The organism is Cupriavidus necator N-1, from assembly GCF_000219215.1.
Classification (GTDB): domain Bacteria; phylum Pseudomonadota; class Gammaproteobacteria; order Burkholderiales; family Burkholderiaceae; genus Cupriavidus; species Cupriavidus necator.
The window spans coordinates 2495003-2516147 of record NC_015726.1 but is presented as its reverse complement, the minus strand read 5'-3'; the positions used below and the strand labels follow the sequence as shown (position 1 = coordinate 2516147).

Sequence of the window (21145 nt, the reverse complement as noted above, 5' to 3'; positions counted from 1 at the left end):
TGATGCGCGCAGGCCGTGTAGCGGTCACCGTCCCCAATGTCCGACCAGCAACCCGATTCCCCGAAACCCGCCGACGAAGTTCCGGCCGAAATGCCGCCCGAAACGCCGGCCGCTCAGCCAGCCGAGGTGACTGCCGAGGCGTCTGTTGAAGCGCCGCCGGAGCCGTTCGATCCGCGCCCGGTCATTTCCCGCCTGCCCGGCCTGCCGGGCGTGTACCGCTATTTCGATGCTGCCGGCAATGTGCTGTACGTGGGCAAGGCGCGCGACCTGAAGAAGCGGGTATCGAGCTATTTCAACAAGACCCAGTTGTCGCCGCGCATTGCGATGATGGTGGCGCGCATTGCCCGCATCGATACCACGGTGGTGCGCACCGAGGCCGAGGCGCTGCTGCTCGAGAACAACCTGATCAAGGCGCTGGCGCCGCGCTACAACATCCTGTTCCGCGACGACAAGTCGTACCCGTTCCTGAAGCTGACCGGGCACCGCTTCCCGCGCATGGCGTACTACCGCGGCGCCACCGACCGCAAGCACCAGTACTTCGGGCCGTTCCCGAGCGCCTATGCGGTGCGCGAGAGCATGCAGATCCTGCAGAAGGTGTTCCAGTTGCGCACCTGCGAGGACACCGTCTTCAACAACCGCACGCGGCCGTGCCTGCTGCACCAGATCCACCGCTGCACCGGGCCGTGCGTCAACGCCATCAGCGAAGAAGACTATGCGCGCGATGTCGCCAACGCGGCGCGCTTCCTGCAAGGCCGGCAGACCGAGGTGCTGGAAGGCCTGCAGGGCAAGATGGAACAGCACGCCGAGCGGCTGGAATTCGAACAGGCCGCCGCCGTGCGCGACCAGATCGCGGCGCTGTCGACCGTGCTCAAGCGCCAGGCGGTGGAAGAAGTGGGCGGGCAGGCGCGCGATATCGACGTGCTGGCCGTGGCGGTGGAGGGCGGGCGTGCCTGCGTCAACCTGGCCATGGTGCGCGGCAGCCGCCATCTGGGCGACAAGGCCTACTTCCCGGCCCATGCCGACGAAGCGGCGATGATCGTCGAGGATGCCGATGAACGCGCCGAGGAGCGCGAGGATGGGGCGGACAGCGCCGCAGCCGCGCTGCCGCTGACCGTCGACCGCATCGCCACGCGGGTGCTGTCGGCCTTCATGGTGCAGCACTACCTGGAGCAGCCGGCGCCGCCCATCATCGTCGTCAGCCATGCGCCGGACGATGCCACGGTGCTCGAGGCGCTGACGCTGCACGCCGGGCGCAAGGTCACGCTGGTGCGCCAGCCGCAGGGCCAGCGCAAGGTCTGGCTGGAGATGGCGCAGCAGGGCGCGGCGCTGGCGCTGTCGCGCCGGCTGGCCGAGCAGGGCAGCCAGGAGGCGCGCACGCGCGCGCTGGCCGAAACCATCGGGCTGGATCTGGAAGACCTGGCGCTGCTGCGCGCGGAGTGCTTCGACATCAGCCATACCGCCGGCGAAGCCACCCAGGCGTCGTGCGTGGTGTACCACCACCACGACATGCAGAACAGCGAATACCGCCGCTACAACATTCAGGACATCATCCCGGGCGATGACTACGCGGCCATGCGCCAGGTGCTGACGCGGCGCTACCAGAAGCTGGTCGAGCAGATCCAGGAAGACGGCGGCATGGAGGCCGGCAGCGAAGCCGCGGCGCAGGTGCCGCAGATCGTGCTGATCGACGGCGGCAAGGGCCAGGTCGAGGTGGCGCGGCAGGTGTTCGAAGAGCTTGGGCTGGATATCGGGCTGCTGGTCGGCGTGGCCAAGGGCGAGGGCCGCAAGGTCGGCCTGGAGACGCTGGTGTTCGCCGATGGCCGTCCCTCGCTGGAGCTGGGGCAGGGCAGCGCCGCGCTGATGCTGGTGGCGCAGATCCGCGACGAGGCGCACCGCTTTGCCATCACCGGCATGCGCGCGCGCCGCGCCAAGACGCGCACCACCTCGCGCCTGGAAGAGATCGAGGGCATCGGCGCGCGCCGGCGCCAGAAGCTGCTGACCCGCTTTGGCGGGCTGCGCGGCGTGATGGCCGCCAGCATCGATGAGCTGGCCAGCGTCGAGGGCATTTCACGCGGCTTGGCCGAAGAGATCTACCGGCAGTTGCACTGAGCGCGCGGGGCCGCGGGGCGGTGCGGGGTGGGAAATTGGCCAATGATGGTCGATTGGTCCGGAAATCGGCGACAATCGCAAGATTGGTTACCGTCCCCCGCCGCCCGAGTTCCATGCCCTTCAATTTCCCGATCCTGCTGACCTGGCTTCGTGTCGCCATGATTCCACTGGTGGTAGGCGTGTTCTACCTGCCCGACGCGTGGCTGCCGATGCATGCCAAGAACCTGACGGCGGCGTCGTTTTTCATCATTGCCGCGGTCACGGACTGGCTGGACGGGTTCCTTGCGCGGCGCTGGAACCAGACCTCGTCGTTCGGCGCCTTCCTGGACCCGGTCGCCGACAAGCTGATGGTGACGGCGGCGCTGCTTTCGCTGCTGGCGCTGGGCCGGGTCACGGACCTGATCGCGCTGGTGATCATCGGGCGCGAGATCACCATTTCGGCGCTGCGTGAATGGATGGCGCAGATCGGCGCTTCCAAGAGCGTCGCGGTGAACTTCCTCGGCAAGCTCAAGACCACGGTGCAGATGGTGGCGATCCCGCTGCTGCTGTACAGCGACCGCTTGCTCGGCTTCGATGCCCACCTGCTCGGCACGTGGATGATCTACGTGGCGGCAGTGCTGACGCTGTGGTCGATGTTCTATTACATGAAGCTTGCCTGGCCGCAGATCCGCGAGCGCAGCGGGATGGTGGCGCGCGCCGGCGCGCAAAAGTGAAAAGAATTTTTGAAAAGGTGTTGACGACGAGAGCAGTTCTTTGCATAATCTCATTCTCGTTGCTGACGACGCAAACGAAAGCAGCGAGATAAGGTTGGTTTAACGCAAGATGTTGTGAGATAACAGCGTGTTGCAGCATAAAACACCTTAGTTGGATTTTGGTAGTGCCCCTGCGGGAGTAGCTCAGTTGGTAGAGCGCAACCTTGCCAAGGTTGAGGTCGCGAGTTCGAGACTCGTCTCCCGCTCCAGGTTAAAGAAGGTCCGGCAGCGTGCCTCGCACGATGCGGGGCTGGCAGTAAAAAGTTGTATGCGGGAGTAGCTCAGTTGGTAGAGCGCAACCTTGCCAAGGTTGAGGTCGCGAGTTCGAGACTCGTCTCCCGCTCCAATCCCCAAAGGGAAGCACCGCTTCCCTTTTTGTTTGGGTTGAATCGCCGCAAGACATTGCCGGAAGCTGGGCTCCGGCAGCATCGGCTGAATGCGGATACAATCCAGCAGCACGTCACCTGGCGGGGTGGCAGAGTGGTTATGCAGCGGCCTGCAAAGCCGTGTACGCCGGTTCGATTCCGACCTCCGCCTCCAGTTGCATGCAGAACGGCGCCTCGCGGCGCCGTTTTTGTTTTCCGGGCCTGTTCCTCACCTCGCGTTCAGGCAAGCAGGCACCGGATCGTCCGCCATCTTCGCGCCTCGGGCACGTGGCGGGCATGTTACATTACTCCTGTCGTACGCTTTTCGGGGGGCTCCGCGTGATGGATAGCGGGGCCGCATGTCAATCGCCATCCCCGATCCGTGACGCGCCGCTGGCGTGTCCGGGGCCGCTGCGGCACTTCCCGTTCTTCCCCGTTCCGATGCTGCTGCCGATTGTTGCGGCGACTTTCCCGCGTTGACCGCTGGTGCGCGCCGGATGCGCTGTCGCGGTTGCCAGGGCAGGGAGCGGGTTAGCCGTTCAGCCCCTGACACGAGGAATCCCGCACGCATGCATCACGCCACCCCGCTTATCAGTACCATCGTCGGCGGTATCGTCCTGGCCTTTATCCTTGGCGCCATCGCCAGCCGGCTGCGCCTGCCGCCGCTGATCGGCTACCTGTGCGCGGGCATCGTGGTCGGACCGCATACGCCCGGCTATACCGCCGACCAGGCCCTGGCGCCGGAGTTGGCCGAGCTTGGCGTGATCCTGCTGATGTTCGGCGTGGGACTGCACTTTTCGATCAAGGACCTGATGGCGGTCAAGCGCATCGCCATTCCGGGGGCGGTGGTGCAGATTGGCATCGCCACGCTGATGGGCATGCTGGTGGCCTGGGGCTTCGGCTGGTCATGGGGGCAGGGGCTGGTGTACGGGCTGGCGCTGTCGGTGGCCAGCACCGTGGTGCTGCTCAAGGCCCTGCAGGAGCGCGACCTGGTGGAGTCGCCGCAGGGCCGCATCGCGGTCGGCTGGCTGATCGTGGAAGACCTGGCGATGGTGCTGGCCCTGGTGCTGCTGCCGGCCATGGCAGGTCTGCTGGCGGGGGCCGGCGAAACATCGGGCGAGGCCGCGCCTGCTACCGGCGAGGTGGTGTTCGCGATCTTCGCGACGCTGGGCAAGGTGGCTGCCTTCGTCGCGGTGATGCTGGTGATCGGCCGGCGCTTTATCCCGTGGATGCTGGAGCGCATCGTCTGGACCGGCAACCGCGAGATGTTCCGCCTGGGCGTGCTGGCGACGGCGCTGGGCGTGGCCTACGGCGCCTATGCGCTCTTTGGCGTCTCGTTCGCGCTGGGCGCGTTCTTTGCCGGCATGGTGCTGGCGGAGTCCGAGTTCAGCCATCGTGCGGCCGAAGAGTCGCTGCCGCTGCGCGATGCCTTCGCCGTGCTTTTCTTCGTATCCGTGGGCATGCTGTTCGACCCGATGGTGCTAGTCAACGACCCGTGGGGCGTGCTGGCGACGGTGTTTATCATCGTGGTGGGCAAGTCGCTGGCGGCGCTGGCCATCGTGCGTGCCTTCGGGCATTCCGGGCAGACCGGCATGACCATTGCCGTGAGCCTGGCGCAGATCGGCGAGTTCTCGTTCATTCTCGCCAGCCTCGGCGTCTACCTGAAGATCCTGCCCGAGCGCGGCCAGGCGCTGATCCTGGCCGGGGCGCTGCTGTCGATCATGCTCAATCCGGTGCTGTTCCACCTGCTCGACCTGTACACGGCGCGGCGCAATCGCAGCGCGGATCCGCAGCCGGCCTGACCGGAGCCCGGGTGCGGCTCAGCCGCCGATCCTCGGCGCCATGGTGCGCAGGTATTCGGTAAAGGCCAGCAGCCCCTGGGTCGGGAACTTGTCCTGGTGCACCACCAGCTGCAGCGGCCGCACGATGCGTGGCAGGCCATCGCGGATCGCCACCAGCGTGCCGCGTTCCAGCTCATCGCGCACCACATGCAGCGACAGGCAGCTGACGCCGAAGCCGCTCATCACGGCGCGCTTGATGGCTTCGGCGTTGCCCAGTTCCAGCGCGAAGCGCAGTTCGCCCAGCAGCGGCACCAGCCGTTCCTCGATGACCTCGCGCGTGCCCGAGCCGGGCTCGCGTACGATCCACTCGGCATCGCGCAGCGCCACCAGGTCATGCGGCACGGCCGCAAGCGGATGCGAGGGGCCGACCACCACCACCATCTCGTCATCGCACCAGCGCACGCTGCGCAGGTCGCGCTCATGGCTGGCGCCTTCGACCAGGCCGATATCGGCGTCGAACTGCAGCAACGATTGCAGCACTTCGCGGGTATTGCCGATGCGCAGATCCAGCGTGCACGGTCCGCTGCGCGAATGGCGAAAGCCCGCCAGCAGCGGCGGCAGGATGTAGCTGCCAATGGTATTGCTGGCCGCGATGCGCAGCTGCACGCCGGTCTGGGTGGCAAAGCGCTCCAATTCCTGGGCCTGGTCCAGCAGCGACAGCGCGCGCGGGAAAAACTGGCGGCCGGTCTCGTTGATGCTGAGCCGGCGGGCCACGCGATCAAACAGCGGGCTGTCGAGCGCGCGCTCCAGCTCGGCCAGCGAGGCGCTGACAGCCGACTGCGACATCGCAAGTGCCTGCGCCGCCGCCATGGTGCTGCCATGCTGGGCCACGGCGACGAAGACGGACAGCTGGCGCAGCGTCAGACGCAGGGGGCGGTGTTCAGGCCGGGGGTCGGGGCGGTGGTTCATATCGATATAATCAATAACACATAACGATATTACCCGTTTTACGGGTTAGCTGGGCGCCAGTACGCTTGAGTCACTAAAGAACACGACCCGAGCCTGCCATGTCCTCCGTCTCCGCCCCCCGCACCACCCCGGCCGCCGCGCCGGCCTTGCCGCCGCCGTGGTCGCAGCGCCTGCTGACGCTGGTCCCGCTGGGCGGCATTGCCTGGCTGGCGATTGCGCTGGCCGAGCATCCGGCCGTGGCGCGCTATGGGCTCAGCGCGCTGACGCTGGCCATGTGTGCCGGCATGGTTGCGGCCAATACGCTGCCGCGCCACTGGCTGGCACCGCTGGCGCCCGGAATGCAGGTCGCACGCCACTACCTGCTGCGCCTGGGCGTTGCGCTGTACGGGCTGCGCCTGACCTTTGCCTCGATCGTCGCGCTCGGCCTGCCGGGCATCGTGGTGCCGCTGACCATGCTGGTGGCCACGCTACTGTTCGGCACCTGGGTGGGTACGAGGTTCTTCGGCCTGAGCCGCCGCGAAGCGATCCTGGTCAGCTCCGGCAGCGCCATCTGCGGTGCCGCCGCGGCCATCGCCGTATCGTCGGTGGTGCGCACCGACGACAAGCAGACCGCCGTGGCGGTGGCGACGGTGGTGCTGTTCGGCACCGTCGGCATGCTGCTTTATCCCTATCTGTACGAACTGGCGACCGGCCACTGGCACTGGGCCGTCAGCGAGCGCATGTTCGGTATTTTCACCGGCGCGACGCTGCACGAGGTGGCCCAGGTGATCGCCGCCGGCAAGATGATCAGCGAGCCGACCGCCGACGCTGCCGTGGTGGCCAAGATGGTGCGCGTGCTGGCGTTGGGTCCGCTGCTGCTGGTGATGGCGCTGTGGCCGCAGGGCGGTGCGCAAGCGGAGCAAGGCACTGCCGGCGGCAGCCGCCTGCGTGGCATCCTGAAGTCGGTGCCGTGGTTCGCGGTGGGGTTTGTCGCAGTGATGGCGGTCAACTCGGCCGGCACCGTGCCCACCGCCTGGAAGGCGCCGCTGATCGCGCTGGACAACTGGCTGCTGGCCTGCGCGATGCTGGCGATCGGCCTGCACACCCGCATCGGCGACCTGGTGCGCGCCGGACGCAAGCCGCTGGCGCTGGCCGGTGTGCTGTTCGTGTTCCTGATGGGAGTGGGTGCGCTGATGTGCTACGCGATGTCCTGACGCGCGCGCGGACCTGAAGGCATCAGAAGAGGGGGCGATGGCCCTCTTTTTTGTTTGGGGCCGGGAGCCGAAGGGGTGGGCGGCTGTACGCCCTGGTGCGGCCGACGGGACTCGAACCCGTAAGCCTGGAAAGGCGGCAGATTTTAAGTCTGCTGAGTCTACCAATTTCTCCACGGCCGCACGGCAAGCCCGGTATTGTGGTGGCTCCGCATCCCGGATGCAAGCGCGAAAAAAGTGACGCCACTGTTACGGCTGGTAACAATGTCGACCTCGCCGTTGCACCTGGAAAATTCCGAAGCCCTACAATACGGAGTAAGAGAAATCTCACTTTGAGAGGCGGATATGAAACGTTGGTGGCTCGCAGCATTCGGTGTCGCAGCCGGGCTTGCGTCCGGGGCAGCAATGGCCCATGTGAGCGTCGGCGTGGCAATTGGGGTGCCGGGCGTGGTGGTTGGCGCGCCGGCCTACTATCCGCCGGCCCCGGCTTACTATGCACCGCCGCCTGTCGTGGTGGCGCCTGCGCCGGTCTACTACGGCCCGCCCCCGGTGGTGGTACGCCCGCGTCCGGTCTACTACGGTCCTGGCTACTACGGCCCGCCACGTTATTACGGCGGCCACCGCGGCTACTATGGCCCGCCGGGATACTATCGTGGCCATGGTCATGGTCACGGCCGTTGGCGCGACGACTGATCGTCGTTCGATCTACGCAAGCTTTTTGAAAGAGAAGGGGCCCTCCGGGGGCCCCTTCCTTTTTCCTGCCGCACTGCGACATGAGGCGCTGGAGCCAGTTCCCGGAAATTCGCCCCCTTGCTCAGTGTAGTCAAATTATTTGAACAGACTGCTCAAAGCATCACCTCTATCGATATAAGGGTTTCCCCCTAAACTGTTATCGTGACATCGTGATGACGGCGCCCCAAAGTGCTGCACGGTGCCTCCGCCAACCAAAGAATAGCAAGGGGAATATCCATGAAGATCACACAAGCCGTTGCTGCCGTCGCAGCGCTGGCCGCGCTGGGCGCGCTTTCCACCTCCGCATTTGCCTCCGTCGGCAAGGTCGATCCATACCTGGACGGCTCCAGGGTCGGCAAGACGGACCCATACACCGATGGTGCCAAGATGGGCAAGGTGGATCCGTTCACCGACGGTGCCCGCCTCGGCAAGCCCGATCCGTTCACCGATGGCGCGCGCATCGGCAAGCCCGATCCGTTTACCGACGGCGCACGCATGGGCAACCCGGATCCGTTCACAGACGGCGCCTGAATCGCTGTTTTCCGTGCATGATGAATGGCCCGCTGAACGCGGGCCATTCTTGTTTTTGCCCGTGCCCCGGCGCACCGCAACGGGGCGCCTGTCATGACGATGGCCGGGGCGCGGCGCTATACTTCGGCCTCAACCAAATGAATGACCAGGAGAGTGGCATGCAGCAAAAGACGGTTCTGACGGCAGACGACGTGAAGAAGATCATGGCCGCAGCGGAAACCGAGGCGAAGAATCATCAATGGGCCGTGTCGATCGTCGTGGTGGACGATGGCGGCCATATGCTGGCGATGCAGCGCCTGGATGGTGCCGCGCCGATCTCGGCCTACATTGCCGGCGAGAAGGCCCGTACCTCGTCGCTGGGCCGTCGTGAGTCGAAGGTCTACGAAGACATGATCAACAACGGCCGCTACTCGTTCATGACGGCGCCGGTGCTGCAAGGCATGTTGGAGGGCGGCGTGCCCATCGTCTGCAACGATCAGGTGGTCGGTGCCGTGGGCGTGTCGGGCGTGAAGTCGACCGAAGACGCGCAGATCGCGCGTGCCGGCATCGCTGCGCTGGGCCTGTAAAGCCCTTGCGCCGGCCACTGTGCCGGCACATGAAAATGCCCCGCAGGCATGGCCTGCGGGGCGGCATAAAAGAGGGCATGGCTGGGTACGGTCGGTCCGGCGTGGGGTCTGAATCCCGCCCGCGACACCAGTACCTGGCTACTGCCCCAACACCTCGTTCCGAGGTGGTCCCCACAAGAGTTTTTACTGCCACGTACGTGGCACCCGCGCCCAACGCGGGTCTCGATCGCTTCCCTCTGGCTTCAACCTTGCGGTATCGCGCCCCAGGGCCGCGTCATTTCGTCAGGATCAGCTTGCCGTAGCGCGTGACGCGCAGCGTGTAGACCTCGCCGTTGTGCAGGATCGGCAGGGTGCTGGCGCCGTGCATGATGGCGTCCAGGGCCACCGGCTCGCCGGCAGGTGCCGGCGACAGGCTGTCGCGCACCAGTGCCTCCAGCCGGGCGGGCAGGGCCGCTACCGCGGACTTCACGGATGCGATGGTCGACGGTGCTGCCTTCGCGCTGGCCTCGCGGCGCGGTTGCGCGGCGACCTCGACGCGGCGCAGCGACAGCCGGCGGCGGGTGACTTCCACGCGGTTGCGACAGCGGCAGGGAAAGTGTGCTCATCTTCTGGCTCCGTTCTGCAAAAAGGGCGCGCCGGTCATGGCGCAGTCGATGGAAAGATATTAAATAAGAATCGTTATCATTACAATAGCTTCCGACTAAGATTCGCGGAACGACCATGAGCGGCGGGGAAGGGGCCGCGGCGACGACGCAGCGCAGGCTGGTCGCATGAATCGGCGGCATCAACGGCAAAGGGCACCCTGAGGTGCCCTTTGCCGTTCCGGAGCGCCTGGTGGCGCCCGCCTACTGCTTGGGTTCGGTGATAAAGCCGATCTTGCCCAGGCCGCCGTGCTGCGCGGCGGCCATGACCTCGGCCACGCGCTCGTAGCGCACCTCGCGGTCCGCGCGCAGGTGCAGCTCAGGCTGCGGCTGCTGCTGCGCGGCCAGCGCGATATTGCTTTCCAGCGTGGCCTGGTCCACTTCCACCTGGTTCCAGAAGACCTTGCCACTGGCGTCGATCGAGACGTTGATGCTCTGCGGCTTCGGGTCGTTCGGGGTGTTGGTGGCGCGCGGCAGGTCGATCTTCACCGCGTGGTTGATCACGGGGATGGTGATGATGAAGATAATCAGCAGCACCAGCATGACGTCGACCAGTGGCGTCATGTTGATCTCGCTCATCACCTCGTCGTCGTCGCTGTCGAGAGTACCGAATGCCATGATGACTTCCTTGCTAGCGGTTTAGCGCTGTGCCGCGGCCAGGCGCACGGTGCCGTCTTCGGTGCGGGCGCCGGTGGGGCGCACGCGCGCGCCGGTGACGAAGTAGGCGTGCAGGTCGTGGGCAAAGCGGTTGAGCTTCGAGATCACCGACTTGTTGCCGCGGGTAAGGGCGTTATAGCCCAGCACGGCGGGAATCGCCACGGCCAGGCCAAAGGCGGTCATGATCAGCGCCTCGCCCACGGGGCCGGCAACCTTGTCGATGGTCGGCACGCCCGAGGCGCCGATGCCGATCAGCGCGTGGTAGATGCCCCACACGGTGCCGAACAGGCCGACGAACGGTGCGGTCGAGCCCACCGAGGCCAGCACTGCCAGACCCGACTGCATGTGCGCCACCGAATCATCGATGGAGCTCTTGAGCGAGCGGGTCAGCCAGTCGGAGATGTCCATCACGTCGTGCAGCTGCGGCTGGCTGGCGCGATGGTGCTGGGCGGCTTCCTTGCCGGCGATGGCCAGCGTGCGGAACGGGTTGGCATCGCTGGCGCCCAGGGTTTCGAGCGCGTGGTCGAAATCGTCCGAGTGCCAGAAGCGCTTTTCCGCGCCGTGCGCCATCTTCTTCAGGCGCACCAGATCCCACGCCTTGGTAAGGATCACGATCCATGAGGCGAGCGACATGATCAGCAGAATGATCGCGGTCGCACGCATGACGAAGTCGCCTTGCGTCCAGAGGTGGGAGAGTCCGAGGTCCTGCATGTGTTGGTTCCTGGTGAGTTCGCTTGGTTTAAGTCAGATCAGAGATCGGAAATCTGGGGCGGTCAGTTCAGTTCGAAGCCGATCGGCTGCTGCGCCGTGACGGCGACGGCGCGGCCGTTGTCCAGGTAAGGCTTGCAGCGCATGGACTGCACGGCTTCCACGGCGGCCTGGTCCAGGCGCGACGAACCGCTCGAGGATACGACGGAAGTCTTCACGACCTTGCCGCTTTCGTCGGTGGTCAGGCGCACCACGGCCTTGCCGGTCTCGCCCATGCGGCGTGACTGGGAAGGATACTTCGGTTGCGGCGGCGTGCACTGGATTTCGCCGATGCCGACTGCGCGCGGCGCGGCAGATACCGGTGCCGGGGCGGGCTCAGCGGCCGGTGCCGGGGGTGCCGGCGGCGCGGGCGGGGCCTCGGGCGCGTTCGGCGTCGGCGGCAGGCTGGCTACCGGCTGCGGGGTTGGCTTGGGCTGCGGCGGGGTGGGCTTGGGCGTGGTCACCCTCACCTGCTTGGGCGGGGTTTCCTGCTTGGGCTTGGGTTTGGGCGGCTCCGGCGGGGCTTCCTGCTTGGGAGGCTCCAGCGGGATGATGCGCGCGACGATTTCCGGCGAGATCACCGCCTCGGTCAGCTTGCGGCCCAGGCCGCTTTGGATCAGGTAGAGCAGGCCGACGTGGAACAGCAGTACGGCGAGCGTAATCTTGAGGAAGCGTTGGTCGAACATGTGTCAACAACAAAAGTCTGCCAGCGGTGGCACCGCAGCGGCGCTGTGCGCCGTCACTTGCGATAAAACAGGATCAGCGAGATGCCGCAACCGACCAGCAGGCTAAGCAGCAATTCCATGATAAACGCTCCTTCAACTGGGTTGCCGTGGGAGCGCCACTCTGGGGCAGCGTGTCAGCTGGCCAGTATAAACGATAATGATTCTTATTTGTTGTGATTTGTGCGTCGCAACTGGAATTTTCTGCCCCGGCACGTTATACCGGCAAGTCCAGGCAGCATTTCGGGAGGTGATGCAGTGGTGCACGCGCGCTGGCGCGCTCTGGCACTTGGCTGCGCTTCGGTGCCCCAGGCCACAATCGCCGGCGCCCGTTGCGCACGGGGATGCGCGGTTGGCACCAAAGCGCGCTAGCATAGGAAGAAACTGCAGACGTGGCGGTGCGCCGGTCGCGGCCCCGCCATCGCGCACAGCGCGCTCGGGGACCCGTCCATGGACTTCACACGTTTTGCTGAAGATGACCGATCGACGATTCTGCGCTCCATGCCTGGCACATCGTCCAGCTCAGCATTGGACTGGATGTGCGCCCAGTTTGCCCTGCGCGTGGTCTGCGCACTGGGCCCGCGCTTCAACCTGCGCAGCAATATCAACGATGTCCTGACCGTCAGCGCGCAGGAGATGGTTTGGCCGTACGGCGTGGTGCTGCGCGTGCAGCGCTTCCTGGCCGCGCGCTGCGCCGACATGCCCGCCTGGAAGGGCACCGCCCGCCTGACCCCTGAGGAATTCCTGGACCGCCACGGCCAGTGGAACAGCGCGTTCGATGAAAGCGCGCTGTTCTATTACCTGGACGAGTACGTCAAGCACCACGCCAAGGACATGTTCGCCGTGTTCGACGCGTCGGCCGCGGCCATCGCCCAGCGGCTGGAAGGCGAGCGCGTGCTGCTGGTGCGCAATATCGACATGCTCAGCCGTGTGCTGGACCTGCCCGAGCACGAGCGCAAGCTGCTGCTGTACGCGGCGCTGGCCAAGTACAAGCGCGACCTGCGCGCGGTGATGGTCGACTGCAAGGTGGCGCACAGCCAGGAAGCGTTCCAGATCCTGGCCGGGCTGACCGGCGCCGGCGCGGCCGACGTGGCCGCCTCGCTGCGGCCCGGCTCGCGGCTGGAGACGCTGAACCTGATCGAGCAGCCGCTGCCGGAAAACAGCGTGACCGACCTGGGCGACCTGATGCGGCTGTCCGATCGGCTGCTGCACGTGCTGCTGGGCAATTACGCCAATGAGGCCGAGATGATGGCGGTCTTCACCCGCCCGGCCGCGCCGCCCACGCTGACCACTGCCGACTATCCCCATGTCGAGACCGACGCGCGCTACCTGTGCGCGCTGCTGAGCAATGCCACGCGCCAGCACGCCAGCGGCGTCAACGTGCTGATCTATGGCCCGCCCGGTACCGGCAAGACTGAGTTTGCGCGGCTGCTCGCGCGCGAGGCGGGCTGCGAGCTGTACGAAGTCGATTGCCTGGACCGCGACGGCAACAGCCTGTCGGGCAAGGACCGCTACCGCTCGCTGCAGGTGTCGCAGGCCTTCCTGCGCGGGCGTGCCCATACCGCGCTGCTGTTCGATGAGGTGGAAGACGTCTTCCCCGGCAGCGCGCGCGAACTGATGAGCCTGTTCGGCCAGGAAGACACGCGCGCCTCGGTGAACGGCAAGGCCTGGGTCAACCAGACGCTCGAGCAGAACCCGGTGCCGGTGATCTGGATCTCCAATTCGATCCGCCAGATCGACCCCGCTTACCTGCGCCGCTTCCAGTTCCACCTGGAGTTGAAGATTCCGCCGCCACTGGTGCGCGAGAACATCATCCGCAAGCACCTGGGCGGGCTGGATGTCAGCGACGCCTTTATCACCGGGCTGGCCGGGCGCAAGACGCTGACGCCGGCACAGGTGCAGTCGGCCGCGCGCTTCGTCGAGCTGGCGCGGCCCGACGTGGAAGAGCCGGTGGAAGCGCTGATCCTGCGCCAGCTGGAACACGCCGACCGCGCCATGGGGCTGCGCCCCGAGGCCGAGGCGCGGCCGGTGGTCACGCACTACCGGCTGGAAAACCTGCACCTGGAAACCCGCTACGAGGTGGTCAAGATCGTCGACGCGCTGCGCGTGCGCCAGCGCGGCACGCTGTGCTTCTACGGCCCGCCCGGCACCGGCAAGACCGCGCTGGCCGAGCATATCGCGGCCGAGCTGGACCTGCCGCTGATGATCCGCCGCGCCTCCGACCTGATGAGCAAATATGTGGGCGAGACCGAGCAGCAGATCGCCGCCATGTTTGCGCGCGCCGAAGAGGATGGGGCGGTGCTGCTGCTGGACGAGGCCGACAGCTTCATGCAGAGCCGCCAGCAGGCGGTGCGCAACTATGAGATCTCCGAGGTCAACGAGATGCTGCAGGGCATGGAGCGCTTCAACGGCATCTTTATCTGCACCACCAACCTGTTCGATCGCATCGACGAGGCCGCGCTGCGCCGCTTCTCGTTCAAGATCCGCTTCCTGGCGCTCAAGCCCGCGCAGCGCGTGGCGATGTTTGTCGACGAGGCGCTTGACGGCGACGCCGCCGGCCTGACCGACAGCATGCGCCGTGAGCTGGATATGATGGATTGCCTGACGCCGGGCGACTTCGCCACGGTCAAGCGCCAGTGCGTGCTGTTGGGCGAGGCGCTGACGCCGGATGAGTTCCTGGCACAGCTGCGCCAGGAACACGCGATCAAGCCCGAGGTGCGGGAGCACCGGCCACTGGGCTTCCTGCAGTAAGAACCCATTTCATAATGAAGAAGGGGACGCATGCGCCCCTTCTTCATTATGAATCGGGTTCTAAGGGCGCCGGTCAGAGCGCCGGCGCCGGCTCGATCACCACCGTTTCCGCATCCGCTTCCACCTGCAGCAGCGTGGCTGCCATCGCACGCAGGTGCGCGGCGTCCTTGGTGGAGGCAAAGCGGTCGTGAGGGGCGCCATCTGGCGCGGCGGCGAGCTTGTGTTCGGCCAGCTTGCGCGCCAGCTGGCGCGCAATGGCGCTGCCGGTGTCGACCAGTGCCAGCTGGTCGCCAACCATCGCCCGGATCGTGCCGGAGAGAAAAGGGTAGTGGGTGCAGCCCAGCACCAGCGTGTCGGCGCCGGCCTCCAGCATGGGCGTCAGGTAGGCGTCCAGGCGCTGGCGCACGGCCGGGCCGTCGGTCTCGCCTTGCTCGATCAGCGACACCAGTCCCAGGCCCGCCTCGCACAGGAAGCGGCTTTCGCCTTCCAGCGATGCCAGCAGCCGTGCGAACTTGGCGCTCTTGAGCGTATTGGCGGTGGCCAGCACGCCTACGACCTTGCTGCGGCTGGCCGCGGCGGCGGGCTTCAGGCCCGGCTCGACGCCGATGATCGGCACCGTCAGCCGCTCGCGCAGCGCCTGCACCGCATGCATGGTGGCGGTATTGCAGGCGATCACCAGCGCCTTGCAACCCTGGCCGAGCAGCCATTCGCAGGCCTGCAGCGTGCGCGCCTCGACAAAGGCCTCGGGCTTCTCGCCATAGGGCGCGTATTTTGAATCCGCCAGGTACAGCAGCGATTCATGGGGCAGCAGCGCGCGGATCTCGCGCAGCACGGACAGGCCGCCGAGGCCGGAATCGAAGACGCCGATGGGTGCGGGGTTCACGGGAGGGGAGGGCAACAGAAAATTGGGCAGAAAAAAGCCGGGTCGGAACCCGGCTTTCTTCGAGCGCGACGGCAGATTCTACCGCGTTGCCTTGCTTACAGCGCGGCGACCGGGATCTTGCCGATCTTGGCTTGCCATTCGGCCGGGCCAGTCTTGTGCACCGAGGTGCCTTCGCTGTCCACCGCAACCGTCACCGGCATGTCCTTGACGTCGAACTCGTAGATCGCTTCCATGCCGAGGTCTTCGAAGCCGACCACCTTGGCCTCCTTGATCGCCTTGGCCACCAGGTAGGCGGCGCCGCCCACGGCCATCAGGTAGGCCGACTTGTGCTTCTTGATGGCCTCGATCGCCACCGGGCCGCGCTCGGCCTTGCCGATCATCGAGATCAGGCCGGTTTCGGCCAGCATCATCTCGGTGAACTTGTCCATGCGCGTGGCGGTGGTGGGGCCGGCCGGGCCAACGGCCTCGTCGCGCACCGGATCGACCGGGCCGACGTAGTAGATCACGCGGTTCTTGAAGTCCACCGGCAGCTTCTCGCCCTTGGCCAGCATGTCGGCGATGCGCTTGTGCGCGGCGTCGCGGCCGGTCAGCATCTTGCCGTTGAGCAGCAGGGTCTGGCCCGGCTTCCACGAGGCGACTTCTTCCGGCGTCAGCGTGTTCAGGTCGACGCGCTTGGAGGTCTCGGTGTTCGGTGCCCACTCGACCTTCGGCCATTGCGACAGGTCAGGCGCTTCCAGCTTGGCCGGGCCGCTGCCGTCCAGCGTGAAGTGCACGTGGCGGGTGGCGGCGCAGTTGGGGATCATCGCGACCGGCTTGGACGCGGCGTGCGTCGGGCAGGCCATGATCTTGACGTCCAGCACGGTGGCCAGGCCGCCCAGGCCCTGCGCGCCGATGCCGAGCGCGTTGACCTTCTCGTACAGCTCGACGCGCAGTTCCTCGACCCAGTCCTTCGGGCCGCGGGCGATGATGTCCTGGATGTCGATGGACTCCATCAGCGATTCCTTGGCCATCACCATGGCCTTCTCGGCGGTGCCGCCGATGCCGATGCCCAGCATGCCCGGCGGGCACCAGCCGGCGCCCATGGTCGGCACGGTCTTCAGCACCCAGTCGACGATCGAGTCCGAGGGGTTCAGCATCACGAACTTGGACTTGTTCTCCGAGCCGCCGCCCTTGGCCGCGACCTGGATGTCGACGGTGTTGCCCGGCACCACTTCGTAGTGGATCACCGCCGGGGTGTTGTCCTTGGTGTTCTTGCGGCCGCCTTCGGGCGGGCTGACGATCGACGCGCGCAGCACGTTGTCGGGGTGCGTGTAGCCGCGGCGCACACCCTCGTTGATCATGTCGGTCAGGCCCATGGTGGCGCCGTCCCAGCGCACGCCCATCCCCACCTTGACGAAGATCGTGACGATGCCGGTGTCCTGGCAGATCGGGCGCTTGCCCTCGGCGCACATGCGGCTGTTGGTCAGGATCTGCGCGATCGCGTCCTTGGCCGCCGGGCTCTGCTCCAGCTCATAGGCGCGGCCCAGGCTGGTGATGTAGTCCATCGGGTGGTAGTAGCTGATGTACTGCAGGGAGTCGGCGACGCTCTGGATGAGGTCTTCTTGCTTGATGACAGTCATTTTGTGGGGGTGGGCAGCGGTGAAACACAGCCGCAAATCATACACTGAGCCGCGGCGGTCTGCCCGGCTGCATACATCCGTCCACAGCCGATAATGTGCGGCAAGCGCCACTAGTTGCGTGGGGGCGGGCCCAAAAGCAAAAACCGCGGCACATGGCCGCGGTCTGGCTGGGACTAGGTGTCCGATGGCGCATTAATGTGATTAATGCTTATCATGTGCGCCGACCGGATGCGTCACCATCCGATCCACCCAGGCCATGGCGACCGCCGACAGCAGGAAGGCAATATGGATGGCCACCTGCCACATGATGGTATGCGTCGTGCGCTGCTCGGCATCGATGAAGGTCTTGAGCAGGTGGATCGACGAAATCCCGATCAGCGCCATCGACAGCTTGACCTTGAGCACGCCGGCGTTGACGTGGTCCAGCCATTCCGGCTCGTCCGGGTGGTTGTCGATGCCCAGCCGCGAGACGAAGGTCTCATAGCCGCCCACGATCACCATGATCAGCAGGTTGGAAATCATCACCACGTCGATCAGGCCCAGCACCACCAGCATGATCTTGCTCTCGTCGAACTCGGTCACATGCGCCAGCAGGTGCCAGACTTCAACCAGGAAGTGGTAGACATAGACGCCCTGGGCAACGATCAGGCCCAGGTAAAGCGGCAACTGCAGCCAGCGCGACGCGAAGATGATGCTCGGGATCGGCCGCAGGGTCTGCGGCTTGGCGGTGATGGGATTGGAGGCCATTGGCGGGCGGTGTCGGCGAGTTGAAAATCGGCGTGGATTGTACCAAGCGCCGATGACCGGGCGGCGTTACCGACCGTAACCGAATACCGTTACCGTTCGTCGCCGGCGTGGCTCAACCCGCGGCGCCAGGATCGGCGCCGGCCGCCTTGCCGCGCCACGCGCCGCGCGCGATCCGCCCCGGCCAGCTGGCCAGCACGATCCCGGCCAGCACACACGCCAGCGCCACCCCATGGGGCCAGCCCGGCTGCTCGCCCAGGAAGACGATGCCGTAGGTGGCAGCCGCCACCGGCAGCACCGAGGTGAACACCCCCGCCAGTTGCGCCGGCACATGGCGGATGCCCTTCATCCACAGCCAGAACGAGAACACGCTGGCTGAGAGCGCATACCACAGCAGCATCAGCCAGGTCTGCGCCGGCACCGTGGCGGCATCGAAGCTCAGCAGCGGGACCAGCCCCAGCGGCAGCATCAGCAGCCCGCCGATCAGGTGCGTGTAGGCGCAGATCTCGATCGCGGCCAGGGTCTGCGTGAGCCGGCGCGACAGGATTACGTAGATCGACTCGCATACCACCGCGCCCAGGATCATCAGGTTGCCCAGCCATGCCTGGCTGCCGCTGCCGGCACCGTGCGCATCGCCCCGGGCGATGTTCAGCACCGCGATGCCGGTCATCGCCAGCAGCACCGACGCCACCGTGCGCCGCGACAGCCGCTCGCGCAGCAGCAGCCACGACAGGATCGCCACCGTGGCGGGAATGGTGCTGGTGATCACGCCGGCAGCCATGGCGCTGGTCAGCCGCACGCCATTGAGCATTAGCAGCGTAAACAGGAAGGTGCCGAAGAACGCCTGCAGGAACAGGTTCAGCCATTCCCTGCGCGAGACCAGGCGCATGCGCGCGGGCCGGTACCACGGCGCCAGGCAGACGATGGCGATGATAAAGCGCAGCAGCGCGAACAGCAGCACCGGCACATGCGCGATGATCGATTTGCCGAGTCCGACATTGCTGCCGACCAGCGCCATCGAGGCGATCAGGAAGAGGGCGTAGACCGGGGAGAATGCTGAAGGATTGGCGGGCACGGGTACGGCCTTGGTCGTCCGGCAGGGCGCCGCGGCGCTTTGGCGCGGCAGATGCTGAGCCGGCGGGAGCGGCAAGGGTAAGCGCCGCATTCAGGTATGGAACTCGCGGCATTATAGCTGTGCTAGCCTAATGGAGAAGGCTGCACTTTCGCAACGCGTGCGGGGACTTTTCCCGCTGCATTGCAACAAGTTGCAGGCACACCCCTGGGCCCACCGTCAGGTTTAAGTAAGCCGTCGGGCGTAACTTGGCAGCCAAAGCCATTCCAAAATCAGGAGACAAGCCTATGTCCGCCATCGAATCGGTGATGCAAGAGCATCGCGTGTTCAACCCGCCTGAAGGCTTCGCCAGCCAGGCCGCGATCCCCAGCATGGAGGCCTACCGCGCCCTGTGCGACGAAGCCGAGCGCGACTATGAAGGCTTCTGGGCGCGCCATGCGCGCGAGTTGCTGCACTGGAACAAGCCCTTCACCAAGGTGCTGGACGAAAGCAACGCACCGTTCTACAAGTGGTTCGAAGACGGCGAGCTCAACGCCTCTTACAACTGCCTGGACCGCAACCTGCAGAACGGCAATGCGGACAAGGTCGCGATCGTGTTCGAGGCCGACGACGGCACCGTGACCCGCGTCACCTACCGCGAGCTGCACGGCAAGGTGTGCCGCTTTGCCAACGGCCTGAAGGCGCTCGGCATCAAGAAGGGCGACCGCGTGGTGATCTACATGCCGATGTCGGTCGAAGGCGTGGTCGCGATGCAGGCCTGTGCGCGCCTGGGCGCCACGCACTCGGTCGTGTTCGGCGGCTTCTCGGCCAAGTCGCTGCAGGAGCGGCTGGTGGACGTGGGCGCGGTGGCGCTGATTACCGCCGACGAGCAGATGCGCGGCGGCAAGGCCCTGCCGCTGAAGGCGATTGCCGACGATGCGCTGGCGCTGGGCGGCTGCGAGGCCGTCAGGAACGTGATCGTCTACCGCCGCACCGGCGGCAAGGTTGCCTGGACCGAAGGCCGCGACCGCTGGATGGAAGACGTCAGCGCCGGCCAGCCGGATATCTGCGAGGCCGAGCCGGTCAGCGCTGAACACCCGCTGTTCGTGCTCTACACGTCCGGCTCCACCGGCAAGCCCAAGGGCGTGCAGCACAGCACCGGCGGTTACCTGCTGTGGGCGCTGATGACGATGAAGTGGAGCTTCGACATCAAGCCCGACGACCTGTTCTGGTGTACCGCCGACATCGGCTGGGTCACCGGCCACACCTATATCGCCTACGGCCCGCTCGCCGCCGGCGCAACCCAGGTGGTGTTCGAGGGCGTGCCGACCTACCCGAACGCCGGCCGCTTCTGGGACATGATCGCGCGCCACAAGGTCAGCATCTTCTACACCGCGCCGACCGCGATCCGCTCGCTGATCAAGGCCGCCGAGGCCGACGACAAGATCCACCCGAAGCAATATGACCTGTCCAGCCTGCGCCTGCTGGGCACCGTGGGCGAGCCGATCAATCCGGAAGCGTGGATGTGGTACTACAAGAACATCGGCAACGAGCGCTGCCCGATCGTCGACACCTTCTGGCAGACCGAGACCGGCGGCCACATGATCACGCCGCTGCCGGGCGCGACGCCGCTGGTGCCGGGCTCGTGCACGCTGCCGCTGCCGGGCATCATGGCCGCCATCGTCGACGAGACCGGCCATGACGTGCCCAACGGCAACGGCGGCATCCTGGTGGTCAAGCGCCCGTGGCCGGCCATGATCCGCACCATCTGGGGCGATCCGGAGCGCTTCAGGAAGAGCTACTTCCCCGAAGAGCTCGGCGGCAAGCTCTACCTGGCCGGCGATGGCTCGATCCGCGACAAGGACACCGGCTACTTCACCATCATGGGCCGCATCGACGACGTGCTGAACGTGTCGGGCCACCGCATGGGCACGATGGAGATCGAGTCGGCACTGGTGTCCAACCCGCTGGTGGCCGAAGCGGCCGTGGTGGGCCGCCCCGACGACATGACCGGCGAGGCCATCTGCGCCTTCGTCGTGCTCAAGCGTTCGCGTCCGACTGGCGAAGAGGCCGTCAAGATCGCCACCGAGTTGCGCAACTGGGTCGGCAAGGAGATCGGTCCGATCGCCAAGCCCAAGGACATCCGCTTCGGCGACAACCTGCCCAAGACGCGCTCGGGCAAGATCATGCGGCGCCTGCTGCGGTCGCTGGCCAAGGGAGAGGAGATCACGCAGGACACCTCGACGCTGGAGAATCCGGCCATCCTGGAGCAGCTCAAGCAGGCGCAGTGATCGTCTAGCTTCGGCCCGATCGAGCCCTTGAACCCGCCGCCGCG

General features: G+C 66.0%; 17 protein-coding genes, 4 tRNA genes and 1 pseudogene. 12 read left to right on the top strand and 10 right to left on the bottom strand.

Annotated features, from left to right (window positions below):
• Positions 1–36 precede the first annotated feature (36 nt).
• The 6 genes from uvrC to CNE_RS11810 all read left to right on the top strand — a co-directional run bounded on the left by uvrC (position 37) and on the right by CNE_RS11810 (position 5028).
• The gene (gene uvrC / locus CNE_RS11835; RefSeq protein ID WP_371827373.1) at positions 37–2109 is read left to right on the top strand and encodes an excinuclease ABC subunit UvrC; all 2073 of its coding nucleotides are present in this window, start codon (positions 37–39) and stop codon (positions 2107–2109) included.
• A gap of 113 nt (positions 2110–2222) precedes the next feature.
• Entirely contained in the window at positions 2223–2822 is a 600-nt protein-coding gene (gene pgsA / locus CNE_RS11830) for a CDP-diacylglycerol--glycerol-3-phosphate 3-phosphatidyltransferase (protein ID WP_013957352.1), read from the top strand.
• A 172-nt stretch (positions 2823–2994) separates the two neighbouring features.
• Positions 2995–3070: transfer RNA gene (locus CNE_RS11825), tRNA-Gly, on the top strand.
• Between the two features lie 61 nt (positions 3071–3131).
• A tRNA-Gly gene (locus CNE_RS11820) sits at positions 3132–3207 on the top strand.
• 120 nt (positions 3208–3327) lie between these two features.
• Positions 3328–3401 (top strand) — tRNA-Cys (locus tag CNE_RS11815).
• Positions 3402–3795: 394 nt separating this feature from the next.
• Positions 3796–5028, top strand: a complete 1233-nt coding sequence (locus tag CNE_RS11810) for a cation:proton antiporter domain-containing protein (protein ID WP_013957351.1) — start codon at positions 3796–3798, stop codon at positions 5026–5028.
• 18 nt (positions 5029–5046) lie between these two features.
• Here the strand turns inward: CNE_RS11810 and CNE_RS11805 are convergent, their stop codons facing one another.
• A complete protein-coding gene (locus CNE_RS11805; protein ID WP_013957350.1) occupies positions 5047–5976 on the bottom strand; it encodes a LysR family transcriptional regulator in 930 nt (309 codons plus the stop codon).
• 98 nt (positions 5977–6074) lie between these two features.
• Here CNE_RS11805 and CNE_RS11800 point away from each other — a divergent pair, with 98 nt between their 5' ends.
• Positions 6075–7169, top strand: coding sequence for a YeiH family protein (locus tag CNE_RS11800; protein ID WP_013957349.1), 1095 nt, complete (start codon positions 6075–6077; stop codon positions 7167–7169).
• A 93-nt stretch (positions 7170–7262) separates the two neighbouring features.
• Here the strand turns inward: CNE_RS11800 and CNE_RS11795 are convergent.
• A tRNA-Leu gene (locus tag CNE_RS11795) sits at positions 7263–7349 on the bottom strand.
• Positions 7350–7511: 162 nt separating this feature from the next.
• Between CNE_RS11795 and CNE_RS11790 the strand changes: the two genes are divergently transcribed.
• From CNE_RS11790 to CNE_RS11780, 3 genes are all read left to right on the top strand, one after another.
• Positions 7512–7859 (top strand): hypothetical protein, encoded by a 348-nt coding sequence (locus tag CNE_RS11790; protein WP_013957348.1) that lies wholly within the window; start codon positions 7512–7514, stop codon positions 7857–7859.
• A 276-nt stretch (positions 7860–8135) separates the two neighbouring features.
• Positions 8136–8429 carry a hypothetical protein gene (locus tag CNE_RS11785; protein ID WP_013957347.1) on the top strand — a complete coding sequence of 98 codons (294 nt, stop codon included), beginning with the start codon at positions 8136–8138 and terminating at the stop codon, positions 8427–8429.
• A gap of 158 nt (positions 8430–8587) precedes the next feature.
• Positions 8588–8995 carry a heme-binding protein gene (locus CNE_RS11780; RefSeq protein ID WP_041228012.1) on the top strand — a complete coding sequence of 136 codons (408 nt, stop codon included), beginning with the start codon at positions 8588–8590 and terminating at the stop codon, positions 8993–8995.
• A gap of 274 nt (positions 8996–9269) precedes the next feature.
• Here the strand turns inward: CNE_RS11780 and CNE_RS11775 are convergent.
• The 4 genes and pseudogenes from CNE_RS11775 to CNE_RS11760 all read right to left on the bottom strand — a co-directional run bounded on the left by CNE_RS11775 (position 9270) and on the right by CNE_RS11760 (position 11726).
• Positions 9270–9600: pseudogene (locus CNE_RS11775) on the bottom strand (hemin uptake protein HemP).
• A gap of 240 nt (positions 9601–9840) precedes the next feature.
• Positions 9841–10254 (bottom strand): ExbD/TolR family protein, encoded by a 414-nt coding sequence (locus tag CNE_RS11770; protein ID WP_013957344.1) that lies wholly within the window; start codon positions 10252–10254, stop codon positions 9841–9843.
• 21 nt (positions 10255–10275) lie between these two features.
• On the bottom strand, positions 10276–11004 hold the full coding sequence (locus CNE_RS11765; RefSeq protein WP_013957343.1) for a MotA/TolQ/ExbB proton channel family protein: 729 nt from the start codon (positions 11002–11004) through the stop codon (positions 10276–10278).
• Between the two features lie 62 nt (positions 11005–11066).
• Complete coding sequence (locus tag CNE_RS11760) at positions 11067–11726, bottom strand: energy transducer TonB (RefSeq protein ID WP_013957342.1); 660 nt, start codon at positions 11724–11726, stop codon at positions 11067–11069.
• 486 nt (positions 11727–12212) lie between these two features.
• On the opposite strand from CNE_RS11760, the gene CNE_RS11755 reads away from it, so the two are divergent.
• Complete coding sequence (locus CNE_RS11755) at positions 12213–14513, top strand: AAA family ATPase (protein WP_013957341.1); 2301 nt, start codon at positions 12213–12215, stop codon at positions 14511–14513.
• Positions 14514–14586: 73 nt separating this feature from the next.
• On the opposite strand, the gene murI is transcribed toward CNE_RS11755, so the two are convergent.
• The 4 genes from murI to CNE_RS11735 form a co-directional block, all read right to left on the bottom strand.
• On the bottom strand, positions 14587–15396 hold the full coding sequence (gene murI, locus CNE_RS11750; RefSeq protein ID WP_041228010.1) for a glutamate racemase: 810 nt from the start codon (positions 15394–15396) through the stop codon (positions 14587–14589).
• Positions 15397–15491: 95 nt separating this feature from the next.
• Positions 15492–17015, bottom strand: a complete 1524-nt coding sequence (locus CNE_RS11745) for a fumarate hydratase (RefSeq protein WP_013957339.1) — start codon at positions 17013–17015, stop codon at positions 15492–15494.
• Between the two features lie 201 nt (positions 17016–17216).
• Entirely contained in the window at positions 17217–17762 is a 546-nt protein-coding gene (locus CNE_RS11740; protein WP_013957338.1) for a TIGR00645 family protein, read from the bottom strand.
• A 112-nt stretch (positions 17763–17874) separates the two neighbouring features.
• On the bottom strand, positions 17875–18834 hold the full coding sequence (locus CNE_RS11735) for a DMT family transporter (protein ID WP_013957337.1): 960 nt from the start codon (positions 18832–18834) through the stop codon (positions 17875–17877).
• Between the two features lie 284 nt (positions 18835–19118).
• On the opposite strand from CNE_RS11735, the gene acs reads away from it, so the two are divergent.
• Positions 19119–21101 carry an acetate--CoA ligase gene (gene acs / locus CNE_RS11730; RefSeq protein WP_013957336.1) on the top strand — a complete coding sequence of 661 codons (1983 nt, stop codon included), beginning with the start codon at positions 19119–19121 and terminating at the stop codon, positions 21099–21101.
• Positions 21102–21145 lie beyond the last annotated feature (44 nt).

Excerpts from the sequence above, each read along its gene's own strand:
- uvrC (WP_371827373.1), top strand. The coding sequence starts at position 37 with ATGTCCGACCAGCAACCCGATTCCCCGAAACCCGCCGACGAAGTTCCG.
- pgsA (WP_013957352.1), top strand. The coding sequence starts at position 2,223 with ATGCCCTTCAATTTCCCGATCCTGCTGACCTGGCTTCGTGTCGCCATG.
- CNE_RS11810 (WP_013957351.1), top strand. The coding sequence starts at position 3,796 with ATGCATCACGCCACCCCGCTTATCAGTACCATCGTCGGCGGTATCGTC.
- CNE_RS11805 (WP_013957350.1), bottom strand. The coding sequence starts at position 5,976 with ATGAACCACCGCCCCGACCCCCGGCCTGAACACCGCCCCCTGCGTCTG.
- CNE_RS11800 (WP_013957349.1), top strand. The coding sequence starts at position 6,075 with ATGTCCTCCGTCTCCGCCCCCCGCACCACCCCGGCCGCCGCGCCGGCC.
- CNE_RS11790 (WP_013957348.1), top strand. The coding sequence starts at position 7,512 with ATGAAACGTTGGTGGCTCGCAGCATTCGGTGTCGCAGCCGGGCTTGCG.
- CNE_RS11785 (WP_013957347.1), top strand. The coding sequence starts at position 8,136 with ATGAAGATCACACAAGCCGTTGCTGCCGTCGCAGCGCTGGCCGCGCTG.
- CNE_RS11780 (WP_041228012.1), top strand. The coding sequence starts at position 8,588 with ATGCAGCAAAAGACGGTTCTGACGGCAGACGACGTGAAGAAGATCATG.
- CNE_RS11770 (WP_013957344.1), bottom strand. The coding sequence starts at position 10,254 with ATGGCATTCGGTACTCTCGACAGCGACGACGACGAGGTGATGAGCGAG.
- CNE_RS11765 (WP_013957343.1), bottom strand. The coding sequence starts at position 11,004 with ATGCAGGACCTCGGACTCTCCCACCTCTGGACGCAAGGCGACTTCGTC.
- CNE_RS11760 (WP_013957342.1), bottom strand. The coding sequence starts at position 11,726 with ATGTTCGACCAACGCTTCCTCAAGATTACGCTCGCCGTACTGCTGTTC.
- CNE_RS11755 (WP_013957341.1), top strand. The coding sequence starts at position 12,213 with ATGGACTTCACACGTTTTGCTGAAGATGACCGATCGACGATTCTGCGC.
- CNE_RS11745 (WP_013957339.1), bottom strand. The coding sequence starts at position 17,015 with ATGACTGTCATCAAGCAAGAAGACCTCATCCAGAGCGTCGCCGACTCC.
- CNE_RS11740 (WP_013957338.1), bottom strand. The coding sequence starts at position 17,762 with ATGGCCTCCAATCCCATCACCGCCAAGCCGCAGACCCTGCGGCCGATC.
- acs (WP_013957336.1), top strand. The coding sequence starts at position 19,119 with ATGTCCGCCATCGAATCGGTGATGCAAGAGCATCGCGTGTTCAACCCG.